A 25,581-nucleotide genomic window follows, 5' to 3' on the forward strand; every position below is an offset into this window, starting at 1 on the left:
GTCAATAAAAAAGCTGTCTCCTACGTTTGACAAAGCAAACATAGGAGACAGCCACTAATCAATTATTTCAGTTATTGAGTCTCTGAAATTTATAAACTTTACGGTTTCAAATCTTCAAACTTCTCGTCTGCAGGCAAGATATGCTGTACTTTTTCAACCACCAATTCTTTCGGAACAGAAAATTCTGATGTAAGCCTGATATCTAGAGAAGAGGCCCCCACAGAAATTTTATAATTACCGGCTTCTGCAACCCAGGCGGATTTCCCTGTTTCAAATGAAGCCAGATCTTTCGGATTTAAAGTCATCGTAAGGGTTTGAGATTCTCCGGGTTTTAAGTCTTTTGTTTTTGCATATGCTTTCAACTCGGACTTGGGTTTATCAATAGATTGTTTCGGAGCAGACAGGTACAGTTCCACAATTTCTTTTCCTGCGACTTTTCCTGTATTTTTCACATCAATAGTTACGTCAACATTGCTGTTAAAGCTTTTAGAACTGATTTTAATATTCGAATATTCAAAATCTGTATAAGACTTCCCATAACCAAATTCATACGAAGGTTTTACCCCAAACGTATTGAAATAACGGTATCCGACATACACTCCTTCCTGATAGGTTACCTCTTTCGGATTGTCCACAGGAATTCCCGGAAAATTCTTTGCTGATGCATGGTCTGTATAATTTACAGGAAAGGTCATTGTTAATTTTCCCGAAGGATTTATCTTTCCGGAAATTACATCCGCCACAGAATGTCCCCCTTCCTGTCCCGGCTGCCAGGCCAAAAGAATAGCGTCCACTTTGTCTTTCCACGAAGCGGTTTCGATAACTCCACCTATATTCAGAATCACAACCACTTTCTTACCTTTTGCGTGAAAAGCTTTGGTAATTTTATCCAGCATATTGATTTCTTCTGCTGCCATATTGAAATCATTCTCCACTCTTCTGTCTCCACCTTCACCGGAATTTCTTCCCAAAGTCACAAAAGCAATTTCGGAAGTTTCTGCTTTTTTAGCATAAAACGCATCATCCAGTTTCATTTCAGGAAGTCTTTCCGGCAACGCCAGAATTCCTCTTTTTTTTCTGTTTTCTTTTTCTGAAGCCTGTTCTTTTTCTGCAAAAGGTTTGTACAGATCAACCAACTCTTTGTCTAATTGATAACCTGCAGCATTCAATCCTTCCAATAGAGAAACGGTATGTTTGTTATTTACACTTCCGCTTCCTGTTCCTCCTGTAATCCATGCGTAGGAAGTCACTCCGAATAAAGAAACTTCTTTATGTTTATCGGCAAAAGGCAATGTATTATTTTCATTTTTAAGCAAAACCATTCCTTCTGTTGCTGCATTTCTTGTGACTGCCGCGTGTTCCTCCAGATTGGGTTTATCACTGTATTTGTATTGAGCAAAAGTGGGCGTTCTGAAAACATACTCCAAAATCCTTTTAACATTGAGGTTAATAACATCCTGAGATACTTTCCCTGAATTTAAAGCTTCCAGCAAAACTTTTTTCTGCGCAGGAATTCCCGGCATCAAAAGGTCATTTCCGGCATTCATCTGTTTTACAACGTCAGAAATACCACCGCTTCTGATTGATTCAAATCCAGGGAAACCACCGAACCAGTCTGTCATTACAATTCCTTTGAAGCCCCATTCGTTTCTCAGAACCTGGGTCAGCAAATCTTTTGAATCGGATGTATAAACACCATTTATTTTATTGTAAGACGACATTACGGTCCATGGCTGAGATTCTTTTACTGTAATTTCAAAATTTCTCAGGTACAGTTCCCTCATGGCTCTTTCAGAAACATGGGCATTGATGGTCAAACGGTTCGTTTCTTCATTATTGGCTGCAAAGTGTTTGACGGAAGTTCCAACCCCCTGAGACTGAATTCCGTTTACAATAGCAGCCGCCGTTTTTCCTGAAATCAAAGGATCTTCAGAATAATATTCGAAGTTTCTTCCGTTCAACGGATTTCTCTGAATGTTCAAAGCTGGCGCTAAAAGCACGTCAACACCATATTCTTTTACTTCATTTCCCATTGCTTTTCCAACCTGTTCCAGCAAAGTTTTGTTCCAGGTTGAAGCTAAAGCTGTTCCTACAGGAAATGCTGTTGCATAATAAGTTTTAGAGTCGTTTTTTCTGGTTGGCGAGATTCTTAAACCTGCAGGTCCATCAGCAACCACTGTTGCAGGGATCCCGAACCGGTCAAAACTGGCTGTTCCTCCGGCTGCACCGGGGACTAATCCCTGCTTTGAATCTCCAACCGGACCGGTCAAAACTTCAATTCCAGGCATTCCGGTTCCAATTAAAAGATTAACCTTTTCTTCGTTGGTCATTTGACTGATAATCGCATCAATTCTTTTATCCACTGAAAGTCCTGTGTCTTCCCAAACATCAAGCTTCCCGTTTTTGTTGAGGTCTTTGAATACTTTTCCGCCAACGGTAACTGTCGGGCTATTTTGAGCCTTTACAAAAGGCGAAGCTGCTAATAAAGCCAGGAACAATCCTGCAAATTTTGCTTTTTTCGAAAGCATCAGCAAGGTAGTTTCGTTCTTATTCATACTGTTGATATTTTATTTTCTACTCACAAAAGTTTTTTATCAATGGGTTATATAAAATTTCAGATTTAAAACTGACCTTCCTTTTGTGGTTACTATTTATAGTTTAATGATTTACAGAAATTTGTGGAATCTCAGCCAGTCCAGATAGACATCTGACCATTGGTCAACAGGGAGGTTCTGTTTTCCCATTCCGAAACCATGCCCACCTTTTTCATAGATATGAAGCTCAGTTGGCTGTCCCGCTTCCAGCCATTTATTATAAAGCAAAACTGATTTTGGTGCCAGTTTTAACTGGTCGTCACTTGCGGCACAAATAAATAAAGGAAGAGGAGATTTTGGAAGTTCTGTATCTAAAATTTCCTGACTGGGACCACCATAAATGGATGCTGCAAAATTAGGCAGCGTTGAAACATCTTTACTGTGAAAAATACTTTCCAGGATTACACTTGCCCCTGCCGAAAATCCAATAACACCTAATTTTTCAGGATTGATGTTTAACTCTTTCGCGTGGGTTCTGATATAAGAAATTGCCATTTTGATATCATCTCCAGCCATTGCCTTAATAGGTGCAGTTTTCGCGTCAAAAGCTTTTCTGTCTTTGATATTTTCCATCATTTCTCTGGCTGGATCGTTGGATTTTGTTTCCAGCAATCTGTATTTTAAAACTACTGCGGTAATTCCGTTTTCCGCCAGTTTTTTTGCCATATCAACCCCTTCCCGGTTGATGGATAAACTTTGAAAACCTCCCCCCGGAGCGATAACGATTACAGTTCCATTGGCCTTTGCTTTATCGGCTTCAAAAACCAGCATGGAAGGCTGTGAAACATTGAAAACGACTTCTGTTTTGAACAGCTCATTGAACTGCTGTGCTTCTTTTTGGGTCCAGTTTTCTGTTCCGGGTGCTTTTCCTTTGTATAACGGAATTGATTTTTGAGCATTGATACTGTTTAAACCGAAAAGGAATAAACTTGCTATGATGATTTTTTTCATTTTTATTGATTTTAAAGTTTTAATGCAAACAGTTAAATAGTTTTTTGTGCAATTCGTTGTTTTTAAGTTCACAAAAGCATTTGACTGCATTGAATCCTCATTTCATTCAGCAAAGAACAAAAGCTAAATAACAGTTAATCCGTCATTCGGCTGGAATCTGGATTCAGCATTTCAAGACCATAGCTGAGATTCTATGGAATGTCAAAAATTCTGTTAATATCTTATTTGAACAACTGTGGAACAAATTCGTTCAGATAGGTTCTCCAATTGCTCCAGGTATGCCCTCCTTCTGATTCTGCATATTGATATTTGAAATTCATTTTGTCGAGTTTTTCACGATACTCTTTGACATTCTTGTAGAGAAAATCGGTCTTTCCAATGGCAATCCAATAAAGTTGGTAGGAATTGGTTTGCTGGATTTTTAGCTTTTGATCTAAATTCTGATATACTGGACTTTTCTTATCGTCAGGCGGAAGAATCGCCGGAGAAAAAAGACCTACATAATCAAACGTTTTCGGCTGATTGGCAGAAATATACAGTGAATGGAAACCACCCATTGAAAGTCCGGCAATCGCACGGTTTTTAGCATCCGCTTTTACACGATAACTGGACTCTGTGAAATCCATAATTTCCTTGAAATACGTTTCCATATCGCCACTGAAAATATCCGGCGTTCTCATATCTATTTTATAAAATCCTTTTGAAGATTCGCCAGGCGCCGCTGAATTGCTGGTGTGACCATTCGGCATTATGACAATCATAGGCTTTGCTTTTCCCTGAGCTATCAGATTATCCAAAATCTGTGACGCCCGCCCTAAAGTCATCCATGCTTCTTCATCTCCGCCCATTCCGTGTAAAAGATACAAAACAGGAAATTTTTCCCTGGAATTTTCGTACCCCGGCGGAGTGTAAACGGTTAATCTTCTGTCTTCCTTCATTCCGTTAGAGTGATACCATCTTTTGGAAACCGTTCCGTGAGGGACGTTTTGAACTTTGTAATTTTCCGATGGCTTCCCGTCAATTAAAATCATACTCATCACCGAAGAAACATCACGAACCTGGTAAGAATTGTTCGGATCATTGGCTTTTACCCCGTCAACAATAAACGAATAGGTGTAAATATCCGGATTAAAATCATTTTTTGTGAACGACCAGACACCGTCTTTGTCTTTCTGTAAGTCAACGGAGCCCGGCTCCATTCCTTTTGACGGAAACCAGTTTCCCTGCAGTTTTACACTGTTTGCATTGGGAGCCAGCAGACGAAAGGTAACATTCTGACCGTTGATTTCCGGAGAAACCAGGTTTTTCTTTCCGCTGAAATCGAGGTTTTCCTGGGCAAACATTAATGAACCCAGCATTAATGAATATAGTGTGAATTTGATTTTCATATTAAGTTGTTTTTTAGGCACAGAAGTTTTTAACACTTAATTATTTTAAGTTCAATGCTATTTTTTTAAAGGCCACTTATATTTTGAAAATCCTTGATTTTCGATTTTGTAGACTTTTAGAATTATTATTTTAGACTTAAAGCTTTTGTGACTTTTGACTCCGTCGAATCTTTTGATTTGTAGTTGACAGAAAACTGTTTTTAATTCAAAAAATAAAATTCTGAGCCCGTACAATACAGGCTCAGAAACATTCAATTACTTTTTATATTTTTCTGTCCTTGCATCTTTAATCACACCAGACCAATTCATCCCGTACCCAAAATCATAATTATGGCCTTCAGTATCTCTGTGCGTTTCCATATCGTATGGAACATCTTCTTTCTGCTTTTCTACCGTAGCCATATTCGCAGGCATCTGAACCGGAAGCAATCCTGACGGTTCGTATTTTCCGGTGATGATATCTACAACTGCCTGATTGGATACGTTGAAGTTCATCAGAATCGCATCAGCATATTTTTCAAGTTCGTTGAAAACCATCGGTTTTGAAGCTGTTACTGAAACAATGACAGGTTTCCCATTCATAGCTTTATACGCATTTTCAATGGTCAGCAAATCGGTAAAGTTCGTAACTGTTGAGGTCTTATTTTTGTAGGATCTGTTATGTACATCCGGAGCCACCACCGGGTCTCCGGCAGCTATACTTTTTTCACGCGCATCAGTCGCTGTATAGGTCTGGTACTGAAGAGAAATCGGAAGATACCCGTTTCCGCCTTCTTTGGCATCGATGTCACTGTAACCGCCTTCTTCGCTGTGCGGGCTTTTCACAAAAACCAATGCAAAATCAGCTTTTGTCGGATCTTCGGTTACGTTATAATCTTTTTTGATTTTCTCAATGTTCACGGGATAATCCAAAGACGGAGGAGTATAAATTCCCCACCAGTTGAACATTGCAGGAGAATACCGCTTGGGAATATAAACCGTTTTTCTTTCCTTGATGGGAAGAACATTGGCTTTATTTTTCAACATCACGATAGATTTTACCTGAGCTTCGTAACCTGCTTTCATAAATTCAGGATTACCAACAGTCTTTTTGGTTTCTTCAACGTTAACGTAAGGATTTTCAAATAACCCTGTTCTGAAGAAATTTCTCAGCAAACGAACAGCAGACTGTTCAAATTTTGCTCGGTATACTTTTTCCCCATGCTCTTTTACCCCCATCTGATACGCTTCCAGAACAGGGCCTTTATCATTATTTCCTCCGAATTGGTCAACGCCGGCTTCCAACACTTTATAATGACGCTCAGCAATGGATAGTTTTTCGGCTCCCCAGGGTTTTCCGGCAAATCCACCCGGTGTTTTTGGTTCATTGGCTGTAATGAGCCAGTCAGTGCAAACAACACCATCATACTTATATTTTCCGCGAAGTAAATCTGTGATTAAATATTTGCTGTATCCGTTTCCAACGTTTTCCCCGTTTTTCGTATCCTGATTAAAGCTAATCGTGTAATAAGGCATTACTGCAGAAGCTTCCTTTGTTCCTCCGTTTAGCTTGAAAGCGCCTTCAGTAAAAGGTTTTACGTGATTCTGAAAATTATTGCCCGGATACACCGCAAATTTTCCCATTGCCCAGTGTCCATCGCGGCCACCCTCTTCCGGTCCGCCTCCAGGCCAGTGTTTTACCATTGCATTGACACTTTTGTTCCCCCAACCGTTTTTGCTCCCAACGGTGGTTTGGAAACCATCGATATAGCCTCTTGCCAAATCAGCCGTCAGTTCAGGACTTTCAGAGAAAACATAGGCAATTCTATACCAGCGAGGTTCTGTTCCCAGGTCGATCTGCGGAGATAAGGCCGTTGAAATTCCCAGCGCCCTGTATTCCTGCGCGGCAATATTCCCGAATTTCTTTACCAACTCAGGATCGAAAGTTGCCCCCATAGCCAAACCATCCGGCCAAAGCGAAATCTGTCCACCTGCTCCTTCATTAAATTCTGCCGTTACTGTTGCAGAATGTCTTGGGTCTGTACTGTTGTTGGCTGGAATCCCCAATCCCAGACCTTCAATATATGCCTGGATATTATTGCTCCACTGGGCTGCAATTTCAGGAGATTCAACGGTTGTTACCAAGACGTGACGAAGGTTGTCTTCCTTTAAAAACTTCTTTTGCTGGTCGGTCAAATCAGAAGCTTTTGCTCCGCTTTCTTTATAAAACATGCCATTATATTTTCCTGCTCTGATACCGTCTGCAGGAGCTGGAACAGACTGATGTCCGCTGTACAGCATCAGACCTGCAATTTGCTCAATGGTCATTTTTGAAGCCAGATCTTTCGCCCTTTCATCTGCGGAAAGTCGCCAGTCTTCGTATTTATCGAGTTTGCCGTTTCTGTTTAAATCTTTGAATTTATTTCCGCCAACCGTTAGAATTTTCACTCCTGAATCTGTGGAATACCCTAACACCGGGCCTTTTGAATTGGTCACGATCTGAATATTCTGAGAAAAAGCGGTCACACTTAAGAATAAAGCGGCTATGTTGAATACTGATTTTTTCATTTTCAAATTTTAGAAATTAAAGCTTACTGATAACTGACCTGTCAATGGCATAATGTATGTTCCTGTCAGCAGTTTTCCATAATACTGGCTTGCATCGGTAATCAGCTCAGCTCCGTTGATGGTTCCGCTTGCTCCCCTCTGATTTAGGAAGTTGATAACCGTTGCACCGATATTGATATTTTTATTAACGGTATAGCTTACCCCACCGAAGGTTTCCCATCTTGGGGCAAAATACAATGCATTCGTAATATTGGCATACTGCTTGGAAAAATACCTGAAACTTGCCCAGAATCTCCATTTTTCTATCGTATAACTTGGATCTATCTCCATTAAAACCTTTGAAATTCCCACTACGTTTTTATCGCTGTAATTGTAGTTCTGTCCGAAGGCATCAAAGGCAAAATCTTTGTAAACCGGATTCTGAAAAGTTATAAGATAGTGTAAATTAAACCCTTTAAAAGGTTTTAAAACAAAGTCTGTCGTCCATCCTAAGGTCTGGATGCTGTAATCCACGCTTGCCACAAGAGCCTGAGTGGAGTTATTTGGGTTAACAAGATTATATCTTCCTAAATATCCGTTTTTCGTCAGCCAGGTTGCCTGAGAAATCAACTGAATATAATCGGTATTCCAGAATACGCCGAGTGCACCCAGTGGACTTTTAATTTTTCTTGTATCAGGGCTGAATGGCTGAGAATAACTTTCCAGTCTTCGGTTTTCTTCGGTGTAAAGAAAATTAGCCAAAAGACCAAAGTTTTTGCTGATGTTGTAGACTGCATTAACGCTTCCCGCAATGTGAAACCAGCTTTCGTTGATATCCTGGAAATCATTAGGACCGAAAACAAAATTCGGAGACCTTGGCGTCATTGAAAACTGTCCGTTGATGATATGGTTTCTCAGGTGCAAACCATAGCTAAGATTGAAATTATCTGAAACTTTCCATTCATCATTGGCATAAACAGAAATTTTGTTCTCGGTTCCGCTGTGGAATTCACCACCTACGTTGTAATTGTAGAATCCGTCTGCATCCGTCGTAGGGCTCACCAATCTCTGAGGCTGTGCTTCTGCAGTCTGAAAGAAGAACGAACGGTTTGACGTAAATTTGTCTACGTTATAGTATTGCTCCAGAAGTCCGAAGGTCAGGTTGTGATTTTCAATCTGTTTATTTAATGAAAAACGACCTGCGATATTGGTAACCGGTGTTTTCGGTGTATAAAGTACAAGCTGCGTTCCTACCGGACCGGAATAAGCCTGGCCCGTTGAAGCAATTGTATATCCTGATGCTGCAGGAGCATTAAAAATACTCAAAGGAATAATATTGGCCATTTTAGTTGTTGCAAAATGTGCCCTTGTGGAGAATTTAAAATTCCAGCCGTTATTCAGCTTGTAATTTCCCAGCACATCAATATTGTGGGAAGTAGTTCTGTTGTCTTTCCCATTCATTGAAGCCCACTGCATTTCCCCGGAAAGAATATCTTTGAACTTAATTCTTCCGTCCCTCGTTACATAAGAATCTCTACCGATGGTAAAATTGTCAAGTTCAGTCACTTTTCCGTTCTCACCATACTGGAACAGTGCGTAATTGGTGATACTGTAAGAATCTGCGTATTTGTAAAGGAATGAGATTTTACCCCGGTCATCTTTAAAATATTTTGTAACTCCTGCTCTGAAAATTTTGGTTTCATCTGCATTTCTGGCGAATCCTAATTTGTAGGTACTCGGATCATAGTTGGCAAAAGCACCTACCGTATATGTCCAGCCGTTTTTAGAAATAGGTCCGGAAGCATTCACATCACCCTGCAGCCATCCGAAAGTACTGGTTGTAAATTTCCCTTTGAGCTTAAATTCCTTTGTTCCTGTCTGCGCGTAAGAATTTACCGCAAACCCAAGGTCGCCCATGGTGTTGGCAAGCTGGTCCATCTTCAGAAGTCCGGTTCTTTCTAAACCAACACTCTGTCTCCAGGTTTTATTGGGAAGCTCCGGCCAGAAAAAGTACACAACCGGCAGATCATTTTCGAGAATGGTAATTCCCCCCACTGTTCCAGGCAGACCGATATTTACATCTCTTGGGCTGGTATTATTGGCTGCATTGAGCATTACATTTCTGTTGTTGTCTTCCTTGGATGTGACCGTTTTTACGCCTTCTTCAGGTTTAGAAGCTGATTTCAGAACATTTTTCACAGCTGTGCTGTCGGTTTGCTGACCAAAGACAGTGGCAAAGGAAAGCATCAGTCCAAGTGCAGAAATTCTTAAAGTTGATTTTCTCATTTTCAGTATATATATTTTCAATTTTTCCCAATAAAAGATTGTTTTTCAAACATCTGAATGTTTACTAATCAACTTTCAAATTGTTCAATCTCTGCTCAATAATTTCAAACTTTCCTAAAGCTGCTTCATATATTTTTCAACTGCTGATTCTAAAATCATATCAATGCTTCAATATGAAGCATTACAATACTATAAATTTTTGTGAGAAATTCAAAAAAAATGTAACAAAAAATTAACAATTAGTACAAGTATTTAAAAATCAGAAACTTAAATATTGATTATTTATGGATTTTTCATTGTTTCATAACGAATCAATGAGAACACATTAACAAAATATTAACCAAAAAATGTACTCAGTTTGCCTAATTTGACTTTTTCTTAAAATTTTTAGTATTAAATTTGTACAGAATGACAAAATGATGTTATGGATTCCAGAGAACTAATCATACAACAATCTGAATACAATAAAGCCCGCTATATTCCCAATCTGTCTGTGGACTCTGTCATTTTTGGCTTTGAACAGAATGAACTTAAAGTTCTGCTGCTGAAGACCGACTACAAAAAGCTTTGGCTTTTGCCTGGTGGTTATGTTGAATTTTCGGAAGACCTGAATGATGCGGTGGCCCGTGTGCTTAAAGAACGTGTAGGAATTTCCGGAGTTTATCTGGAGGAATTTGGTGTATTTGGAAGGAAGGACCGAAGCCAGTCTTTTTTTGATGAATTTGATGAGACTCTGTTCCACAAGCAGCGCTTCATTACACTGGGCTTCTATGCGCTGTACAATTCTTTGACACTTAACCCTATTCCTGATAAGTTCAGTGAAACCTGCGGTTGGGTTTACCTCAGCCAGCTTCCTGAAATTGAATTGGCAATGGACCACAGAGAAATCATTGAAAAGGCCTTAATGACTTTAAGAGAAAAGATCTCTATTAAACCTATCGGTTATAATCTTTTACCTGAAAAATTCACGCTTCCTGAACTTCAAAAACTGTATGAAGCCATTCTTGGAAAAGAACTGAACAGGGGAAATTTTTACAGAAAAATTAAAAATCTCGGAATCCTGAAAAGATTAGACGAACAAAGGCGCGGCGGTGCACATAAAGCACCGGATTTATATTCTTTTGATGAAGAGCATTACAATGCTGCCTTAAAAAATGGATTAAACAACTGGTAATTATAAAGACAGTCTGTTTTTAGACTACACTTTTTACCAGCTTTTATCTTTTATATCAGTTAATTGATTTTTTTCTTTAAATTAGGCATTGAATATCATTTTCCGAAGTCTTTAAATCATTACATTAGCACAGAATTAAAATGCCCTGAGATTTCTATGAAAAATATATTCTGTGTATTGCTTCTTTCAATCGTACAGCCAGTACTGGCACAGACCAAATTAGAAAAAGCAATTACCAATCTTGAGAATAATTATGAACAGGAGAAGGTATATTTACTGACCGACAAATTACAATATGCTGCCGGTGATAAAATATGGTTCAAAAGTTTTGTATTTGACGGATATAACCGCTCTGCATCATCCACAACCCTATTTGTTGAACTGTACAATTCTGATAAAAAATTAATAGACTGGAAAACCATCCTTCTTACCAATGGCGAAGGCAGCGGTGATTTTCAGCTGAAAGACGATCTCCCTGAACAGGTTTATTTTGTAAGAGCCTACACTCCTTACATGACTAATTTTAATGAAGATTTCCAGATTGTTAAAACACTTCCGATTTACAATCCGAATTCCACAGAATCATTAATTATCGCCAAAAGCTCTGATTGGTCTGTCAAAACCTTTCCCGAAGGCGGAACTTTCATTAGCGGTATGCCTACAAAATTTGCGGTAAGATTATCAGGAAATTCTTCTTTGCCGGAAAACTGGACCGGAAAAGTAATCGACGTTCAAAACCCCAGCACACCCATCACCACATTCAAATCTTTTGATAAAAATGTTGCCTCTTTTAAAATAACTCCCGCTTCAGGAAAAAAATACCAGGCTATTATTCAGGATAATAACGGAAAGAAACAGACAATAGATCTGCCACCCGTTGCCGACAGCGGCCTGAATATGGAAGTTTCAAGCTCTAAAGAAGGAATAAAATACACCTTAAAAGGGGTAAATCTTAAACAACAGCTTCAAAATTATAAAATTATCGGAACGATCAACAACCACCTTGCGTACCGAGCTAATATCAACCACCTGACCAATGAAGTTTCAAGTCTTATTCCTACCAAAATAAGCAATGGTGCCAACGGCATTTTACAACTGGCCATCTTTGATGAACAGGACAATGTGGTTGCCAAAAGGCTTTGCTTTATAAAACCCGGAAATTTAAAGATTGACAAACCTGAAATCATAGCTCAAAGCTTAAAACCAACTCCAAGATCGTTTAACAGCATTGATCTCTCTCCGGAATCCAATTTTAAAAATTATACTGTTCTGGTGAGCGAAGATGACGGGATTCAGAATCCGGAAGAAGAAAATATCCTGAGTGCACTTTGGCTTACCGGTGATTTTACAACAAGAATAGATAATCCTGCACAATACTTTTCTAAGAATGCCAACACAGAAGCTCTGGATGCTCTGCTTATTTCTGAAAACTGGAAAAGATTCGACTGGAATTCTGTTCTCAGCGGATCTGCACCTTCCATTAAAACCAATTCACAGCAATTTCTTTCTTATAGGATAAAACCTATTAAAAACAGTGCCCTGCTGATCAATACCAATGTAAATATAATATCACAATTGGGTAAAAATGCATCTGCTTTTAACCAATTCAAAACGGATCAGAACGGCTATGTATATTTAAATAATCTCAGCAATGATGAACCTTTGAATATTTCATTATTTGTAAATTCGGAGAATAAAGAATCAAGTACTGATAATTTATTTGTTACCATTGAACCCCTGGTCAATCCCACCCCATTTAATGGAAACTTCCCGGGTACAAAATATACTTTGGTAAAAGCCGACAAAAATAAATCCCTTCCGCCTGCAATTTCCAGAGCCATCAACACTCAGAATAACAATAAAAAAATAGCAACTAATGAAATACAGATTGAACAGGTAAAATTGGTAGGAAAAAAGAAGGACCCAAAAGAAGAGCTCAACAAACAGCTCTCCACCGGAATGTTTAACTCTGTCAACTCCACTATATTTGATTTTGTAAATGAAGATCAGCATGCTGCAGGATCAACCAATATACTGGACTGGCTGCAGGGAAGAGCTGCGGGTTTAACATTTCAAAGAAACAGTTCAGGGGTTAATATACCTTATATCCGCAATCAGCAGGCTAAACTTTATTTAGATGAAATACCTGTTGACCCAAGCATGATTTCCAGTCTTCCTATCGCCCAGATTGCTATGGTAAAAATTATCAAGGGAGCTGGATTAATAGGTGATGCAGTAGCCGTTTACACCATGAGAGGTGATATGAAATCTAAAAATACTGAAAAGGATGCTCCAAAGAACAACTCTTCTGTCATAAAAGGATATGATAAACCTTCAGAATTCCCTATTGAAATGATAGATGATAGTGCGAAAATTGAAAATGATACCCGGGAAACCCTGTATTGGAATCCTAATTTGTTTGACAGTGACTATGTTCCTCCCAGAATTAAGTTCTTCAATAACGACAGTGCAAAGCAATATAAAGTATTGATCATAAGCTTTGATGAATATGACAATCTCCTGTATGACCAGCAAGTTTTGAAATAATTAAAAAGAGCCTTTCATTTCCTGAAAGGCTCTTTTTATTTTGCTGCGAACAGGATTTTTATTGATCGTAGTTTTACTACAATTTTACATATTTAACGAAAATTTACATTATGTAATCTATTTTTTATCTAAATTCGGTGACATAATACCAAAAAAAAACGTACAAAATATTATGAAAAACTCCTCAAATTCTGAGAAAGTTTCAGACAACCACATTTCGGGCATTAACCGGGTGGTAAAACTGGATATTGTGGTTGAGGGCAAGACTATCAATCACTTTAAACACTTTCGTTTACAGCAGAGTGCAAGAAAGCACCATGATTTTGAACTGGTATTGGCTCATGACTCTTTAGGTGAGGTACAAAATCACAACCTGGAGCAGGCCCAAAAGTTTTTAGGTAAGAGAATCACCATTGTTTTTAAATATAAAGATGCTGAAAATGAGAGCCCTGAAAGAACATTTGTGGGTCTCATTACCCAGGTAGCATTCAGTCAGGAAAAAATGAGCCTGGGAAATATCATCTTAAAAGGAAAAAGCCCTACTATTCTGATGGATGCTGCTCCCCATACCCAAAGTTTCGGAGGAAGCCAGACGGTGAATACGAATATTATTGCCAACCGGATTATCAAGGAAACATTGGGAACAAATAAATTCGATTTCAGGATAGACCCACAAAACAAAAGTTACATCAGTTACAGTTCACAATACAACGAAACCCATTACAATTATCTTACAAGGATTGCAGAAGCCTACGGAGAGCAGTTTTATTATGACGGAGAAATTCTTCATTTCGGAAAGCTTCCCCCTTCTGAAAAACCGATCCAACTGGTATACGGAAGCAATGTAACGGATGTGATTGTGGAACTAAAAGCAGTTCACACCAAGCCGGAATACTTTGGTTATAACAGCAGCAGCCATACGAAGATGGTGGGTTCTTATGACCGTGTACAGCACTTAGGAGAATTATCTGCCAAAGCCTATGAACTGAATGACACTATTTTTACCACCCGTTCACTGACTCCTACTCCCGTTAATGCCAATATGTTTCTGGATGTGGATGACTCCCAGAAGAGTGCAAGGGGAAGTAAAGCGGTAGAAGTATTTACGGTTACAGGACACACGACAGTGCCATTCCTGTACATTGGCTGTGTGGCAGATTTAGCTATGAGGAAGACCGATACCAATGATACTTCGCATTTTACCACCCTTATGATTACGGAGGTGAGCCACGAAGTGAATGCAAGAGGATATTATACAGGAAGCTTTGAAGCTATTGCTGAAGGCACCGGCTTTATGCCAAAACCTGATTTTGAAATGCCTAAGGCAGAACCTCAGGTGGCCACCGTAATATCGAACACAGATCCATTGAATCAGGGCAGAATACAGGTTCGGTTTGACTGGCAGTTAAATGACACCACCCATTTTATCAGAATGATGAGTCCTGATGCGGGAGGAACAGATGCTGTAGCTCAAAACAGAGGTTTTGTAGCCATTCCTGAAGTTGGCGATCAGGTAATGGTAGGATTTGAATACCACAATCCCGATTTCCCGTTTGCAATGGGGGGAATGTTCCATGGCCAGGTAGGTCTGGGCGGAGGCGTAGACAATCATCTGAAGTCCATACAAACCAGAAGCGGTATTAAGGTATTAATGAATGATGCCGAAAAAAGTGTAACCATTAAAGATCCAAGCGGAAATACCTATTTTATGGATGGACAGGGCAATATTCATGTTACTGCACCGAAAAATATGACTTTCACGGCAGGCGAAGATATGCAGATTTCTGTGGGAAGAAATATGACCACTAAGATTGGACAGGACAGTACCCTGCATATTGGCAATGACCATACCGAATCAATTACAAAGAGATATACTCAGACCTCTGAGAATAAAAGTGTTACCGTAAAAAAAGATCAGACAGAAAGCACAGGCAATACCTTTAGAAGTATTTCCGGAGAAGCTGATATACAGACCTCTAAAGGTGATTTAAAGCTGAGAGGAACATCATTGGCCGTATTTCAGGGAGGAAAAGACGTTAAAGTAAGTAAAGGTTAGGCCTGCTTCGGATGGGGAAAGTCGGTTTCATCTGTTACCAACGAATGATTCCAACCTCAACCTTTGAATCCAATCTAAAATATTAACACATGGAAGATCAGAATACTTCAGCACATGATAAGAAACTTTCTGAGAAAAGGGCAGAAAAACAAAATAGATCCAACGATGATTCTCCTTCAGAAAAGAGGGAAATGGTAATGCATGGAGCCACCTTGAAGTGTCCTTATGCCCAGGCGCCGGGAGAATTGAAAGTAACCTCAAACGAGATCATCCTTCAGGATAAGTTATTTGCTACAAAGGGCGATGGGAACAATATGGTCAACCTTCAGTTCAAAGGAACCTGCGGACATCCAAAATGGCCTGCCAGAAAAATACCTCCTCCACCCTGTATGAGTGTGATAAAATTAACGCCCTGGCAAAATCTGGGAACCTCTGTTATCCAGGAACAGACTGTGCTGGTAAAAGAGTCTTATATAGACTGTGACCCTGAGTTTAATGCTGCGGCTGCGACACCGATTCCGAAAGCTGAAAGTATAAAAAGCGAAATTCAAAATAATGAAACTCCAAAAATAATTGATGCCTACTTTGTAAAATGGACCGCAGAGAAAGGATCTCCTGTTGAAAAGGAGGAGGAAGTCTATAACAAAAAACTGGGGAAAAAAGTTTCTGTAAAAAAGAAAGTAGATACTACAAAAATATCTATGGAAAAAATAACAGAACGGGGATTAAGTTATCAGGTTGCCTTAATTGTTGAGACGGAAGGACTTTCAGGAAAAAAAATAAAAGTTAAGATTAAAAGCGGTAAAAATAAAGTTCTGACGGATATTGATACTGAAGTAAGCTTAATTGATATAAAAGATGTAGAAAAAGTTACTGATGCTTCGAAATATGCGGGCATAAAAGCAAAAAGTGAATTTGAAATAGATGTTGATAATTTTGCCAATGATCCCACAATAGAAAATTCAAGCCAGTTCAAAAACAAAGCAGTGCTAAAGCTGATGCTCAATCAGCGTGCTGATGACCTGTCATTTAATTTAGCCAAGCTTATAGCTGCAAGTCCGGACAAAGAAGCCTCAGTATATATAGAAGTTACTTCTGATGAACCTAAAATTGAATATCTGGGTAAAGAAGGAAGCAGCAGTCTGAAAAACACCTTCTTAAATGAAGCCGGTAAATATTTTAAAATAAAATACCTTGAGCAGCCATGGGTTGTTAAGGCCCGGGAGGAGCAGGAACTTGGCGTTTCAGAAGCCACGCACTGTTCAAAAATTGTAGATGAATATCATGCTGTAAACCGGCAAAATAAGCCAAAAGCCTGCGCCAATACGGATAACAGCTCCTGGTGTGCTTCATTTGTGGGATGGTGTTTAAAAAACACAGGATATTCTGCTCAATTAGACCCGGGTGCCTATTCATACGGAGAAGAAAAGACAAGATACAGAGCCGGGCTTAAGAAGAACCCGACTGATAAAAAAGGACTGGAAAAAGAAGAATTTGACGATCCGGTATGGGGGAAGCTTATTGCTGGTAATCAGCCTCTACTGGGTTCAATATGTGTTTTATTAAACAAACACCACGTAAGCATAGCTGTCGGAAAGAGTAATGATGGCAAAACCATCTATTATCTGGGAGGAAATCAGGGAAACAAAGTCTGTGTAGGAACCTTCGGACAAAGGACTTCCTCCATATATCCCATAGAGTATACCAAAAAATCTGAAGATGATGAATTACCTATTTATTATACAAAAAATGAAAAGCTCAGTTACTAGTATGGTATTACTTTTCTGTATTCCTGTTTGCGGACAAAAGTCTGTGAATGATACTTTGAAAAGGTATTATCAGGACTCACTGATCATACATAAAAACTTCAAGGACGGAGGCATATCCAATAAGCTTACAGTAAAAGTAATTAATCCCTGTAATTCTGAAAAAAACAGATTTGACGGAGCCGTAACCCTGATCAGTGCCACTGTTAAAAATAAAAATTACAGTAACAGCATAGATTACAATTATCCCTATGCACAATCCGGTTTAATCCATGTAAAAGCTGAGAATATATCCATTAATAACATAGATAAACATCAGGCTGTTTTAATACCTTTTACCTATTGCGGAAACTGGGATAATGATACAAAAGTCTCCTACATCATATTGTATAACCGTAAAAAGTATTTACACCATATAAAGTATTACTGCGAACAGGAAGGCAAATGTAAGCTCAAAGATAATCTGAATGTTACATTGAAAGATTTACCTTCAAAATTAAGGTTAAAAGTACTCAAAGACTTAGAAACAAAATATAATCAATCCAATGATTTTTACTAATAAGCTCAAAATAGAACGCTATGAGTGAAACACAAAAACAAGATGATTATGCTGCAAACCCCAATCAAAAGGTTTATGATCTGCCACACCAGGTAGATCATGAAGTGAATGTGGTAAAAATATATTTTGCAAAACAGGTTCCCAAAATGACCTGGGAAACCAAGGAAGAAACGTACACAGTGAAAAGTGGCGGTATGGTATCTGATGTCAAAAAGAAGTATGAAAAAAAAGGAAGAAGAAACATACAGGCTGATAAAGAAGATTCGGTAAAACTAAAAGCAAAAGAATCGGTAAAAGTCACCTGGGAAGAAGAGGTACAGGCAAAAAAAACAGATGGCAGCCCGGATTTTGATTTTGAGAGAATAAACAGTACGACCATTAAAAAGAAAGTATGGGTAGTCGCTAACTGTGAAGGTGCAAGCGGAAAGCTTTCTGTTGAGATCCATGAAAATAAACTGAAAAATGCAGAAAACATTTATGAAAATCCCGTAAAGTTTCTGGATGGTGAAGAAGAAAAAAACAAAATAGAATTCACGATCAACGGAACACTGGTGTATGCTAAAGAAATAACGATGCGTCCCAAAACTGATGAAGATCTGAAAAAACTGATTGATAAGTTTAATAAAAGAGACGACAGGAATGCTTTCTTATATTTCAAAGTAGAAATAACGGGAACTGAGGATGAAGTGAAATTTCCGGATGATACGCATGAATTTTTAAATAAGGACAATGAAAGGTTTGAGATCAGATACTGTAATTGCGGAAACAATTATGATATTACATGCACCCGGTATAGCGGAAAATACGGACCTGCCTACTGGGGAACAAAAAAACTTGAAAACTATGCTGATTGGGATACACTGATCGAAGACAAGAAAATCACGACTGAAGAAAAGGCTATTTTGATAGGAATGTCTGAAAATGAAGGAAAATTAGATTCTGTGCAGTCCTATGACTGGGACCTTTCCGGCGAACAGATGATATTAACTGCCGGTGCCATGCAGAAAACGGTGGATCATACAGGAAAAGGTGAGTTTACAACACAGGTTGAAGAGTTTAAAGCCCAGTACCCTGAGAAATATGACGAATTATTTGTATCATGCGGATGGACAGTAGAATCCGGAATTCTGTATTATAAAGACCCTTCAAACTCCAAAGCAGAAAAAATTACGGGGAATACATTATCAAACAAAATCAGAGAAAACTGTAAAGAATCCTTATTTGGCAAAACAGTGGAATGTAAGCCTCTTCAGCCGATTGTAAATGCTGTTATTGATAAGACTTTTCAGGAAAAACAGGTGCTGGATTTTATCAAGAGGCTGAAAGAGGTCGTACTTCCTATAACTCCTACAGGCTACTCTTATAAATTGTCAGATTATTTACAATCCAAACTGGGCAAGGCCACCGTATTGGATCATCACATCAACAGACCGGCATTGGTAAAAGATGATTTCGGTGCCGCATTAGGCCGGTTTTTTGCTAAAAAAGATGCCAATACAGCGAAAGAAAATAAAACTAAAAAGGAAGGAGAAAAGGTAGAAAAACTATCAAGAAACCCTGCTGAATGGGGAGATAAGCATAGCCAGTATGAGCAGGAAATCCTTGATGATTACGGTAATAACAGAAGAGGTACCGATATGGATAAACGGTATGAAAAAATGAAAAAAAATTCCAATCTGTCATGAAAAAAATTACATCCATCGTAATGATTTTAGTCATTTGTATTACATGCGGAAACACCGTTTCCCGGCGAGATCATTATGAGCACAATAAAACAGTAAAGAAGGACACCCTTATTGCTTTAAATAATACTTTATCATTATACTATGCCTCCTATAATAACAATACGAAACTGTGGTACAATCTCTATATCATGAATAAAAAGAAGCGTATAAAAGTGGATAAAGGCAATGAATACAAAGGCATTGGAAGTGAGCTCTTCTACCGGCTGTCTCCTAATGCTAACTATGTAGTGGTAGATGCCATCATCAAAGATTATGTGCATGAAAGTGATAAAGACAGCACCCTTCATGAAAACTATACCTGTGCCATTATTGATCTGAAAAAAGCCAAAATAGTAAAACAGATGCAGCAGGACTGTGACGGATCATGGAATAAAAAAAACCAGTGGATTTCTTCAGGTGGAAAAGTAGTTTTCAAATAAAAAATGGGGTAAACTGCAATAACAAGTTGATAAAACGAGTGAGAAATTATGGAGCCTGTATTTCCCATCAATGTTAAATTAAATCTTTCAGAAGGAAAGAAATTTTACCGCTATTCCTGTAATGAATACACCACAATCTATGGGAAAGTACACAGAAGCGAGCTTAACAAAAACTTTCATGTCACGCTGAAGCGTTTGGAAGCTGATAGATTTGAATACCATATTGAAGTTTTTGACAGAGTTCACCGCGATAAGGAACTTTCATTATCTGAAAAGGATTTTTTAGCCAGAGTTGCAGATATCAATGATGATGTAGTTCTTATAACCGATGAATATGGCCGTTTAAAACATGTACAGGGATTATCAATTCTTCAGGACAGAGCGGAAAAGGCTGTGGAAAGGCTCTCCCGGTCTTATATTGGTAAAAAGGCAGAAGATATTTATCAGTTTTTAAAAACATTTTACCAAAATGAAAAATTAGTGAGTCAGGATTTTTTAAAAAATATTCATTTTGGGATGATCCTCCATAAATTTTATGGCTGGTATGACAAGGAAAATCTGGTAACGCATAAGGTACGCTACAGTAATTTTATGGACAGTACCATAATAGATATCAATGAGACTGTACAAACGGAAGCCATGCGCTGTGATGATGAATTATTGCTTTTACAGTACACCGGCAATATTCCTTCGGAGAAAAACTGGGAAATGTTTTATGGTGCAATGAAAAGAAAAGAAATAACCTATCACAGTGAAACAGATGTTCCGAAACTTGAAAAATACAAAGGACAGATGTTATTAGATTCCACCACCAAAGAAGTGCTGGAACATAAACTTACCATAGAATTTTCCCTGGGAGAAAACTACCAAAAGAAAATCATCTATCATATAAAAGAAATAAGCCATGAAGAATTATAAAAAAATAGGATGGATTGAAGAAATACTGAGCCCGCCGGATAAAAAATTCAGCGAAGGATTATGCCATTCCGGCAGTGTATGTTTATTAGTTGGATGCATGAGCTTTCCTTCAGCTAAGGAAAATACAATCATGGACCATCCCCGTCAGGAAATAGCAGTAACTCCCATATTAAAAAAAGAAAAGTTTTAAAATGGCAACACGCATTACCATCACAGACTCCGGGCAGACACAGACATTAAACGGCCCATTGGCTCCGGATACTCCCGATAATTCTTTACAGCGTATTACGGATGTTTATTTTGCCAAGAAGGTCACGACAGACAATGGAACAAGAGTCAATTTCACAAAAATTGATTCCGCCCATGTACAGCAAGACCATCAGAACCAGGACATTCCCTATGATTCGATATTGGGAAAAACAGTATATCTGGTTATAGAAACCAGTAATATGACAGACCTGGATATCGATGTGGTGATAAGACCTTCAGCCAGTACCATGACAGAAAATACAGATACATTACAGCTAATGCGTTTTATATCTCCTGACCGGTATGAGGCACAGAGATTGTTTACAGTACGGGTTGGAAATTTTGATGCTCTTAACAACAGAGATGGAAGCCATGCCCATTACAGCAATCTGCAGAGTGATCATATCAATAAAGCGATTATCAAATTACAGCTGAGACCGGATGGAAGAGCTACTTTCGATGAATGGTCCCAAAGACTGGGAGACGGCAGCATCAACCTGGAAGTGGTCGTAGAAAGAACAGACAATAATCCCTGTGCTTACGGAGAGGGGCAGGAAGAAGTAAACGGAGCCGGTATTTTCCTGAATGATACCACAAGATTCAGGGTGGTGAATAAAAATATATATACCATTCATCATGGCAGTAATGTTTATAATACTTTACCATTGAATAATGCGGGAGGAAGAAGAAGAATCCAGAAGGTTGTGAATCGCCATTCTACTGAAGCCGTTTATTTTTATTATGACCAGAATGATAATGAGCACAGAATTTGTTCAAGAATTAAGGAAAGGGTAACCCGAAAAAGAAGAGTCAATACCATTCCACCGGTGGCCCAGAGAGGAACTCTGCTGGAGACTATAGATTTCACGGCAAACAGAGCTGCAGGAGAACAGATTGATGCCCATCAGCTGCTGGTGTATTCCAACGGGACACTGGGTGACGGAGCCACTGATAAATGGTATGCCAATCAGCAAGACAATGTAGAGCTTGTCAATATGGATATTTTACAGAATACAGGGGTTGGGTCACAGATCTTTGAAGCGTTCAATTATAACCGTGATGGCGTCATCATCCGATACGGCTTTCAGCATACCAGAAGAAGGAGCATTCAGCCGGACTTATTCTCCGGATTCTTAGGAGCACTGGCACAGTTCAGACAGGAAGGACACGAGCATTATATCGTATCCCAAGGGTTTTCCTATGCTGATGCCTCATGCTATCCCAGTGCCGAACACGTCAATGGAGAAGCCGGGGATCTGAATTTATTAACGACCCAGCAGGATGGAGTCAATACCATCCTTACAGCGGCCAATTTTGATTATGACAACCAGGTCATTCTCCGGAATATTCTTTATGATTTTGGATTTATATTAGGCCGGTCAGAGGATTTTTCAAATACTTCCAATACGAGTACTGCAGACAATACAACAACGCGGCTGCCTCATACGACCCATACCGCTACCCCCAGACATAACAACCACCTGCATATTCACGGGTTCAATCAAATATCAGATATTTATGCATAAAATTAATATCGCCTGTTTCAGTATTCTGTTTTTTCTTTTTTCCTGTGGGACCAGAGCCCAGACAGAAAATAAGACCATTTATACAGAAAAATCTTCAGCAGCTCAGGGATCGATCTCCTTTAATACCCATAAAACTGACTGTATCAGCCTGCCCTTCGGATATTCCGATCTTTCAAAAAGAACAACTTCGGATGCCGTTCTTCCTGTCCTGCAGGATGAAAATAAACTGAAGGAGCTCAATGCCTTGAAATTTGAAACGCCCATCAGGAAAGATTGGGTATCTCTCCCTGAAGAATATGATGTTTTTCTGCCTTTCAGAGAAAATGTCAATGAGAAAAATAACCGCATTGCTGTGGCCTCCGATTTTCTGTGCTATGGAGACCAATCATTATACTTTATGGCGGTGTATAATACGGTCCGTTACGCTCAGCCATTTATTGAAAAAATATATTTAATTTCAACCAGGGACAATACACCTGTTGATATGAAAAGAATTTATCTTCATCATGAAGGCGAAATGGGATTTGCCCGCTATACCTTGTTCAATATCGATAAGAATTATATTATTTCCCTTCAGGATTATGAATTTACCGAAGATCCTTTTACAGTAAAACCTTTACAGCAGTACCAGATTCTGCCTTCCGGAAAATGGGTCAGATACTATGAGCATGACGGCATTTATAAAGATGAGGAAGAACAGGGCATCGTGAAAAACCATCACAAAGAAGGAAAATGGATAGAATTCAAATCAAACAGTTCCATAGATTTACAGAAGTATCCGGAATTTACAGATCCCTATACCTATCTGGAAGCGGAATATAAAAACGGACTGCCTGCGGGAACATGGAAGTTTTATAAGTTGCTGCAGAACTATAATGAAAAAACAGGAAAACCGCTTATCAATACAAGAAAAAAGGGGAAATTGATATACACTGAAACCTATAGAGACGGCATATTGGAAAAACAGGAATTTCAGTAATACAACCGAATATAGAAAAGCCTTCCCATTGCTATGGAAGGCTTTTTAGTTTCGAAGAAAGAAGCTGAGAAAAGGAAGCTATGGTGATCATAAAGAACAGCAACTGATGCAACATTATCTTAAAAAGTTAATCAGATAATCCCATTTTTTACTCTATAAGTGAAAGTTTTTTTTGATATATCAGAATTTATTGTATTTTCGCAGCTCAAAATTAATAACCATGCTAAGAAAATTACTGCCACTGATCATAGTGGGCACAATTTGCACGTCCTGTGCAGAAGAAACGTTTGCTGAAAACACACCAGAGAGTGTAAGCTTACACCAATCATTAGCTAACAGATCTACAGGAGAAGTAGTTAATGGAAGATTATTCTTTAATACAAAAGAAGATTTTCAGGATACTTTTGACCAGCTAAAAGATTTAGAGGAGGAAAAAATTGCCAGCTTTATTGATAGCAAGGGGATAACTTCGTTACGACCTGTTGTTACAGAAGGCAATGAACAGTTGATTAATGACCTTACTGTAAAAAGAATTGAGGCTTTAAAAGACAATCCTCGGTTTATGGAGACAAAAGATGCCAAGGAAAGGCTAAGTAACAAAGAGTCTATGATTGAAGATATTGAAAATATCGAGTCTCAGATTGGTGACGATACTTTTGCAGCTTTATTAAATAGCGATGGAGAAGTACAAATTGGAACTGATATTTACAAGTATACAGATACCGGACTATTCGTTATCAATGAAGATAATTATCTGGCCTTAAATAAATATTTAGCAATGAATAATATTTCAGATAATTTCTTGTATCCTACCAATGATGATGTCAGAACAAACTTTGTACAGGAGCGGGTATCACCGAACAATAGTTTACAACTCATCGATCCCAATGACGGAATCTACTATTTTCCTATAGAGATCACTGTACCACCTTATAATCCGCCTGCAGGAAATCAGCCACCCCAACCTACAGTGTCTACCAATCCTTCAGATGCGATGTATAATTATATCAATAATCTTCAAAGCTGTTCACCTACAAATGGACTTTTTGACAATCTTTTCGGAGATAATGACGTATGCACGGATAAATATGAAAAGAGACGTAGAGTGAAAACAAAAGCTTACAACTATAATTACGTGCTTGTATATAATTTAGGAGTAAAAGTGAAGCACCAATATAGAGGATGGACTGGCTTTTGGAGAAAGGAAAATACTGATGATATCAGGCTAGGTGTTATTTCCGGATCTTTCGTTTATGATTACAGCACTTATTTTGATCCTGTACCATCCCAGTACAGAATAACAACCATATACAATAACAATTCAAGATTAATGTTTGATGCTACAACAAACTGGGCACCAGGCTTCTATCCGAATGCATATACGATGACCGGATACAGTACACAGAATTACCCTAAATTATTTAGAGATGATTACTTTATTGAAGATATCTTAAATAGATGGGTTGATTTTTCTTCTAACAACTTTTTAATAGATAAAGCCATATGGTCTGCTCTGGATGCTGGAAATAAAAACCTGGCCAGTGCCTATATGAATAAAAAATTCTGGGATGAATCATATAAGTTTCTGGGTGATACCTGGCAGGCACTTGGCAAGCCGAAACCTGATAATAATATAACCTATTCATTAAATGTTGTTGAAAAAGGGAAATTATTAATTCATAAAACGCTTTACAGAAATGAGCCAGGTGGAGACAAAGTTGAAAAATCATTTGACTGGGGGTTCCAGGCTGGAATTAATATTGCAAGTGATGGAAAGATCTCACCTAATACATCAGGTTCAGGACTTAAAAAACCTAGCAACTTTAAAGTGACAATGTACGGAATAGCGAAGCGAAACGGACAGTGGCATGGTAGTAAAATAAATACATACTAGAAAT

Annotated in this window: 17 protein-coding genes; 12 read left to right on the forward strand and 5 right to left on the reverse strand. The window is 38.6% G+C overall.

All coding sequences use genetic code 11. The features are described from left to right. Window positions 1-98: 98 nt before the first annotated feature. The 5 genes from AC3FI7_RS08330 to AC3FI7_RS08350 all read right to left on the reverse strand — a co-directional run bounded on the left by AC3FI7_RS08330 (window position 99) and on the right by AC3FI7_RS08350 (window position 9,745). The gene (locus AC3FI7_RS08330) at window positions 99-2,555 is read right to left on the reverse strand and encodes a glycoside hydrolase family 3 N-terminal domain-containing protein (protein ID WP_491461818.1); all 2,457 of its coding nucleotides are present in this window, start codon (window positions 2,553-2,555) and stop codon (window positions 99-101) included. A gap of 111 nt (window positions 2,556-2,666) precedes the next feature. After that, window positions 2,667-3,545, reverse strand: a complete 879-nt coding sequence (locus tag AC3FI7_RS08335) for an alpha/beta hydrolase (RefSeq protein ID WP_142724364.1) — start codon at window positions 3,543-3,545, stop codon at window positions 2,667-2,669. A gap of 221 nt (window positions 3,546-3,766) precedes the next feature. Beyond that, a complete protein-coding gene (locus AC3FI7_RS08340) occupies window positions 3,767-4,933 on the reverse strand; it encodes an esterase (RefSeq protein ID WP_142724363.1) in 1,167 nt (388 codons plus the stop codon). Window positions 4,934-5,188: 255 nt separating this feature from the next. Further along, complete coding sequence (locus AC3FI7_RS08345) at window positions 5,189-7,480, reverse strand: glycoside hydrolase family 3 protein (protein ID WP_491461819.1); 2,292 nt, start codon at window positions 7,478-7,480, stop codon at window positions 5,189-5,191. Window positions 7,481-7,489: 9 nt separating this feature from the next. Then, entirely contained in the window at window positions 7,490-9,745 is a 2,256-nt protein-coding gene (locus AC3FI7_RS08350; RefSeq protein WP_491461820.1) for a TonB-dependent receptor, read from the reverse strand. 424 nt (window positions 9,746-10,169) lie between these two features. Between AC3FI7_RS08350 and AC3FI7_RS08355 the strand changes: the two genes are divergently transcribed. The 12 genes from AC3FI7_RS08355 to AC3FI7_RS08410 all read left to right on the forward strand — a co-directional run bounded on the left by AC3FI7_RS08355 (window position 10,170) and on the right by AC3FI7_RS08410 (window position 25,577). After that, complete coding sequence (locus AC3FI7_RS08355) at window positions 10,170-10,919, forward strand: NUDIX hydrolase (RefSeq protein WP_142724361.1); 750 nt, start codon at window positions 10,170-10,172, stop codon at window positions 10,917-10,919. 156 nt (window positions 10,920-11,075) lie between these two features. Next, a complete protein-coding gene (locus AC3FI7_RS08360) occupies window positions 11,076-13,466 on the forward strand; it encodes a hypothetical protein (RefSeq protein ID WP_343658956.1) in 2,391 nt (796 codons plus the stop codon). Window positions 13,467-13,638: 172 nt separating this feature from the next. Next, entirely contained in the window at window positions 13,639-15,522 is a 1,884-nt protein-coding gene (locus AC3FI7_RS08365) for a type VI secretion system Vgr family protein (protein WP_142724359.1), read from the forward strand. A gap of 89 nt (window positions 15,523-15,611) precedes the next feature. Next, window positions 15,612-17,291 carry a PAAR-like protein gene (locus AC3FI7_RS08370; RefSeq protein WP_491461821.1) on the forward strand — a complete coding sequence of 560 codons (1,680 nt, stop codon included), beginning with the start codon at window positions 15,612-15,614 and terminating at the stop codon, window positions 17,289-17,291. Then, window positions 17,272-17,847, forward strand: coding sequence for a hypothetical protein (locus tag AC3FI7_RS08375; RefSeq protein WP_491461822.1), 576 nt, complete (start codon window positions 17,272-17,274; stop codon window positions 17,845-17,847). The genes AC3FI7_RS08370 and AC3FI7_RS08375 overlap by 20 nt, the downstream gene beginning before the upstream one ends. Before the next feature lie 20 nt (window positions 17,848-17,867). Then, the gene (locus AC3FI7_RS08380; protein ID WP_491461823.1) at window positions 17,868-19,532 is read left to right on the forward strand and encodes a hypothetical protein; all 1,665 of its coding nucleotides are present in this window, start codon (window positions 17,868-17,870) and stop codon (window positions 19,530-19,532) included. After that, window positions 19,529-20,011, forward strand: coding sequence for a hypothetical protein (locus AC3FI7_RS08385; RefSeq protein WP_142724355.1), 483 nt, complete (start codon window positions 19,529-19,531; stop codon window positions 20,009-20,011). The genes AC3FI7_RS08380 and AC3FI7_RS08385 overlap by 4 nt, the downstream gene beginning before the upstream one ends. 48 nt (window positions 20,012-20,059) lie before the next feature. Next, window positions 20,060-20,929, forward strand: coding sequence for a hypothetical protein (locus AC3FI7_RS08390; protein WP_343658960.1), 870 nt, complete (start codon window positions 20,060-20,062; stop codon window positions 20,927-20,929). Further along, complete coding sequence (locus AC3FI7_RS08395) at window positions 20,916-21,119, forward strand: hypothetical protein (protein ID WP_491461824.1); 204 nt, start codon at window positions 20,916-20,918, stop codon at window positions 21,117-21,119. Before AC3FI7_RS08390 ends, AC3FI7_RS08395 begins: the two co-directional genes overlap by 14 nt. A gap of 1 nt (window position 21,120) precedes the next feature. Beyond that, complete coding sequence (locus AC3FI7_RS08400; RefSeq protein WP_491461825.1) at window positions 21,121-22,704, forward strand: hypothetical protein; 1,584 nt, start codon at window positions 21,121-21,123, stop codon at window positions 22,702-22,704. After that, a complete protein-coding gene (locus AC3FI7_RS08405) occupies window positions 22,697-23,683 on the forward strand; it encodes a toxin-antitoxin system YwqK family antitoxin (RefSeq protein WP_491461826.1) in 987 nt (328 codons plus the stop codon). The genes AC3FI7_RS08400 and AC3FI7_RS08405 overlap by 8 nt, the downstream gene beginning before the upstream one ends. A 220-nt stretch (window positions 23,684-23,903) precedes the next feature. Further along, window positions 23,904-25,577 carry a hypothetical protein gene (locus AC3FI7_RS08410; protein WP_142724350.1) on the forward strand — a complete coding sequence of 558 codons (1,674 nt, stop codon included), beginning with the start codon at window positions 23,904-23,906 and terminating at the stop codon, window positions 25,575-25,577. Window positions 25,578-25,581 lie beyond the last annotated feature (4 nt).

The sequence above is a fragment of the Chryseobacterium sp. TQ-BC-N36 genome (genome assembly GCF_058382295.1).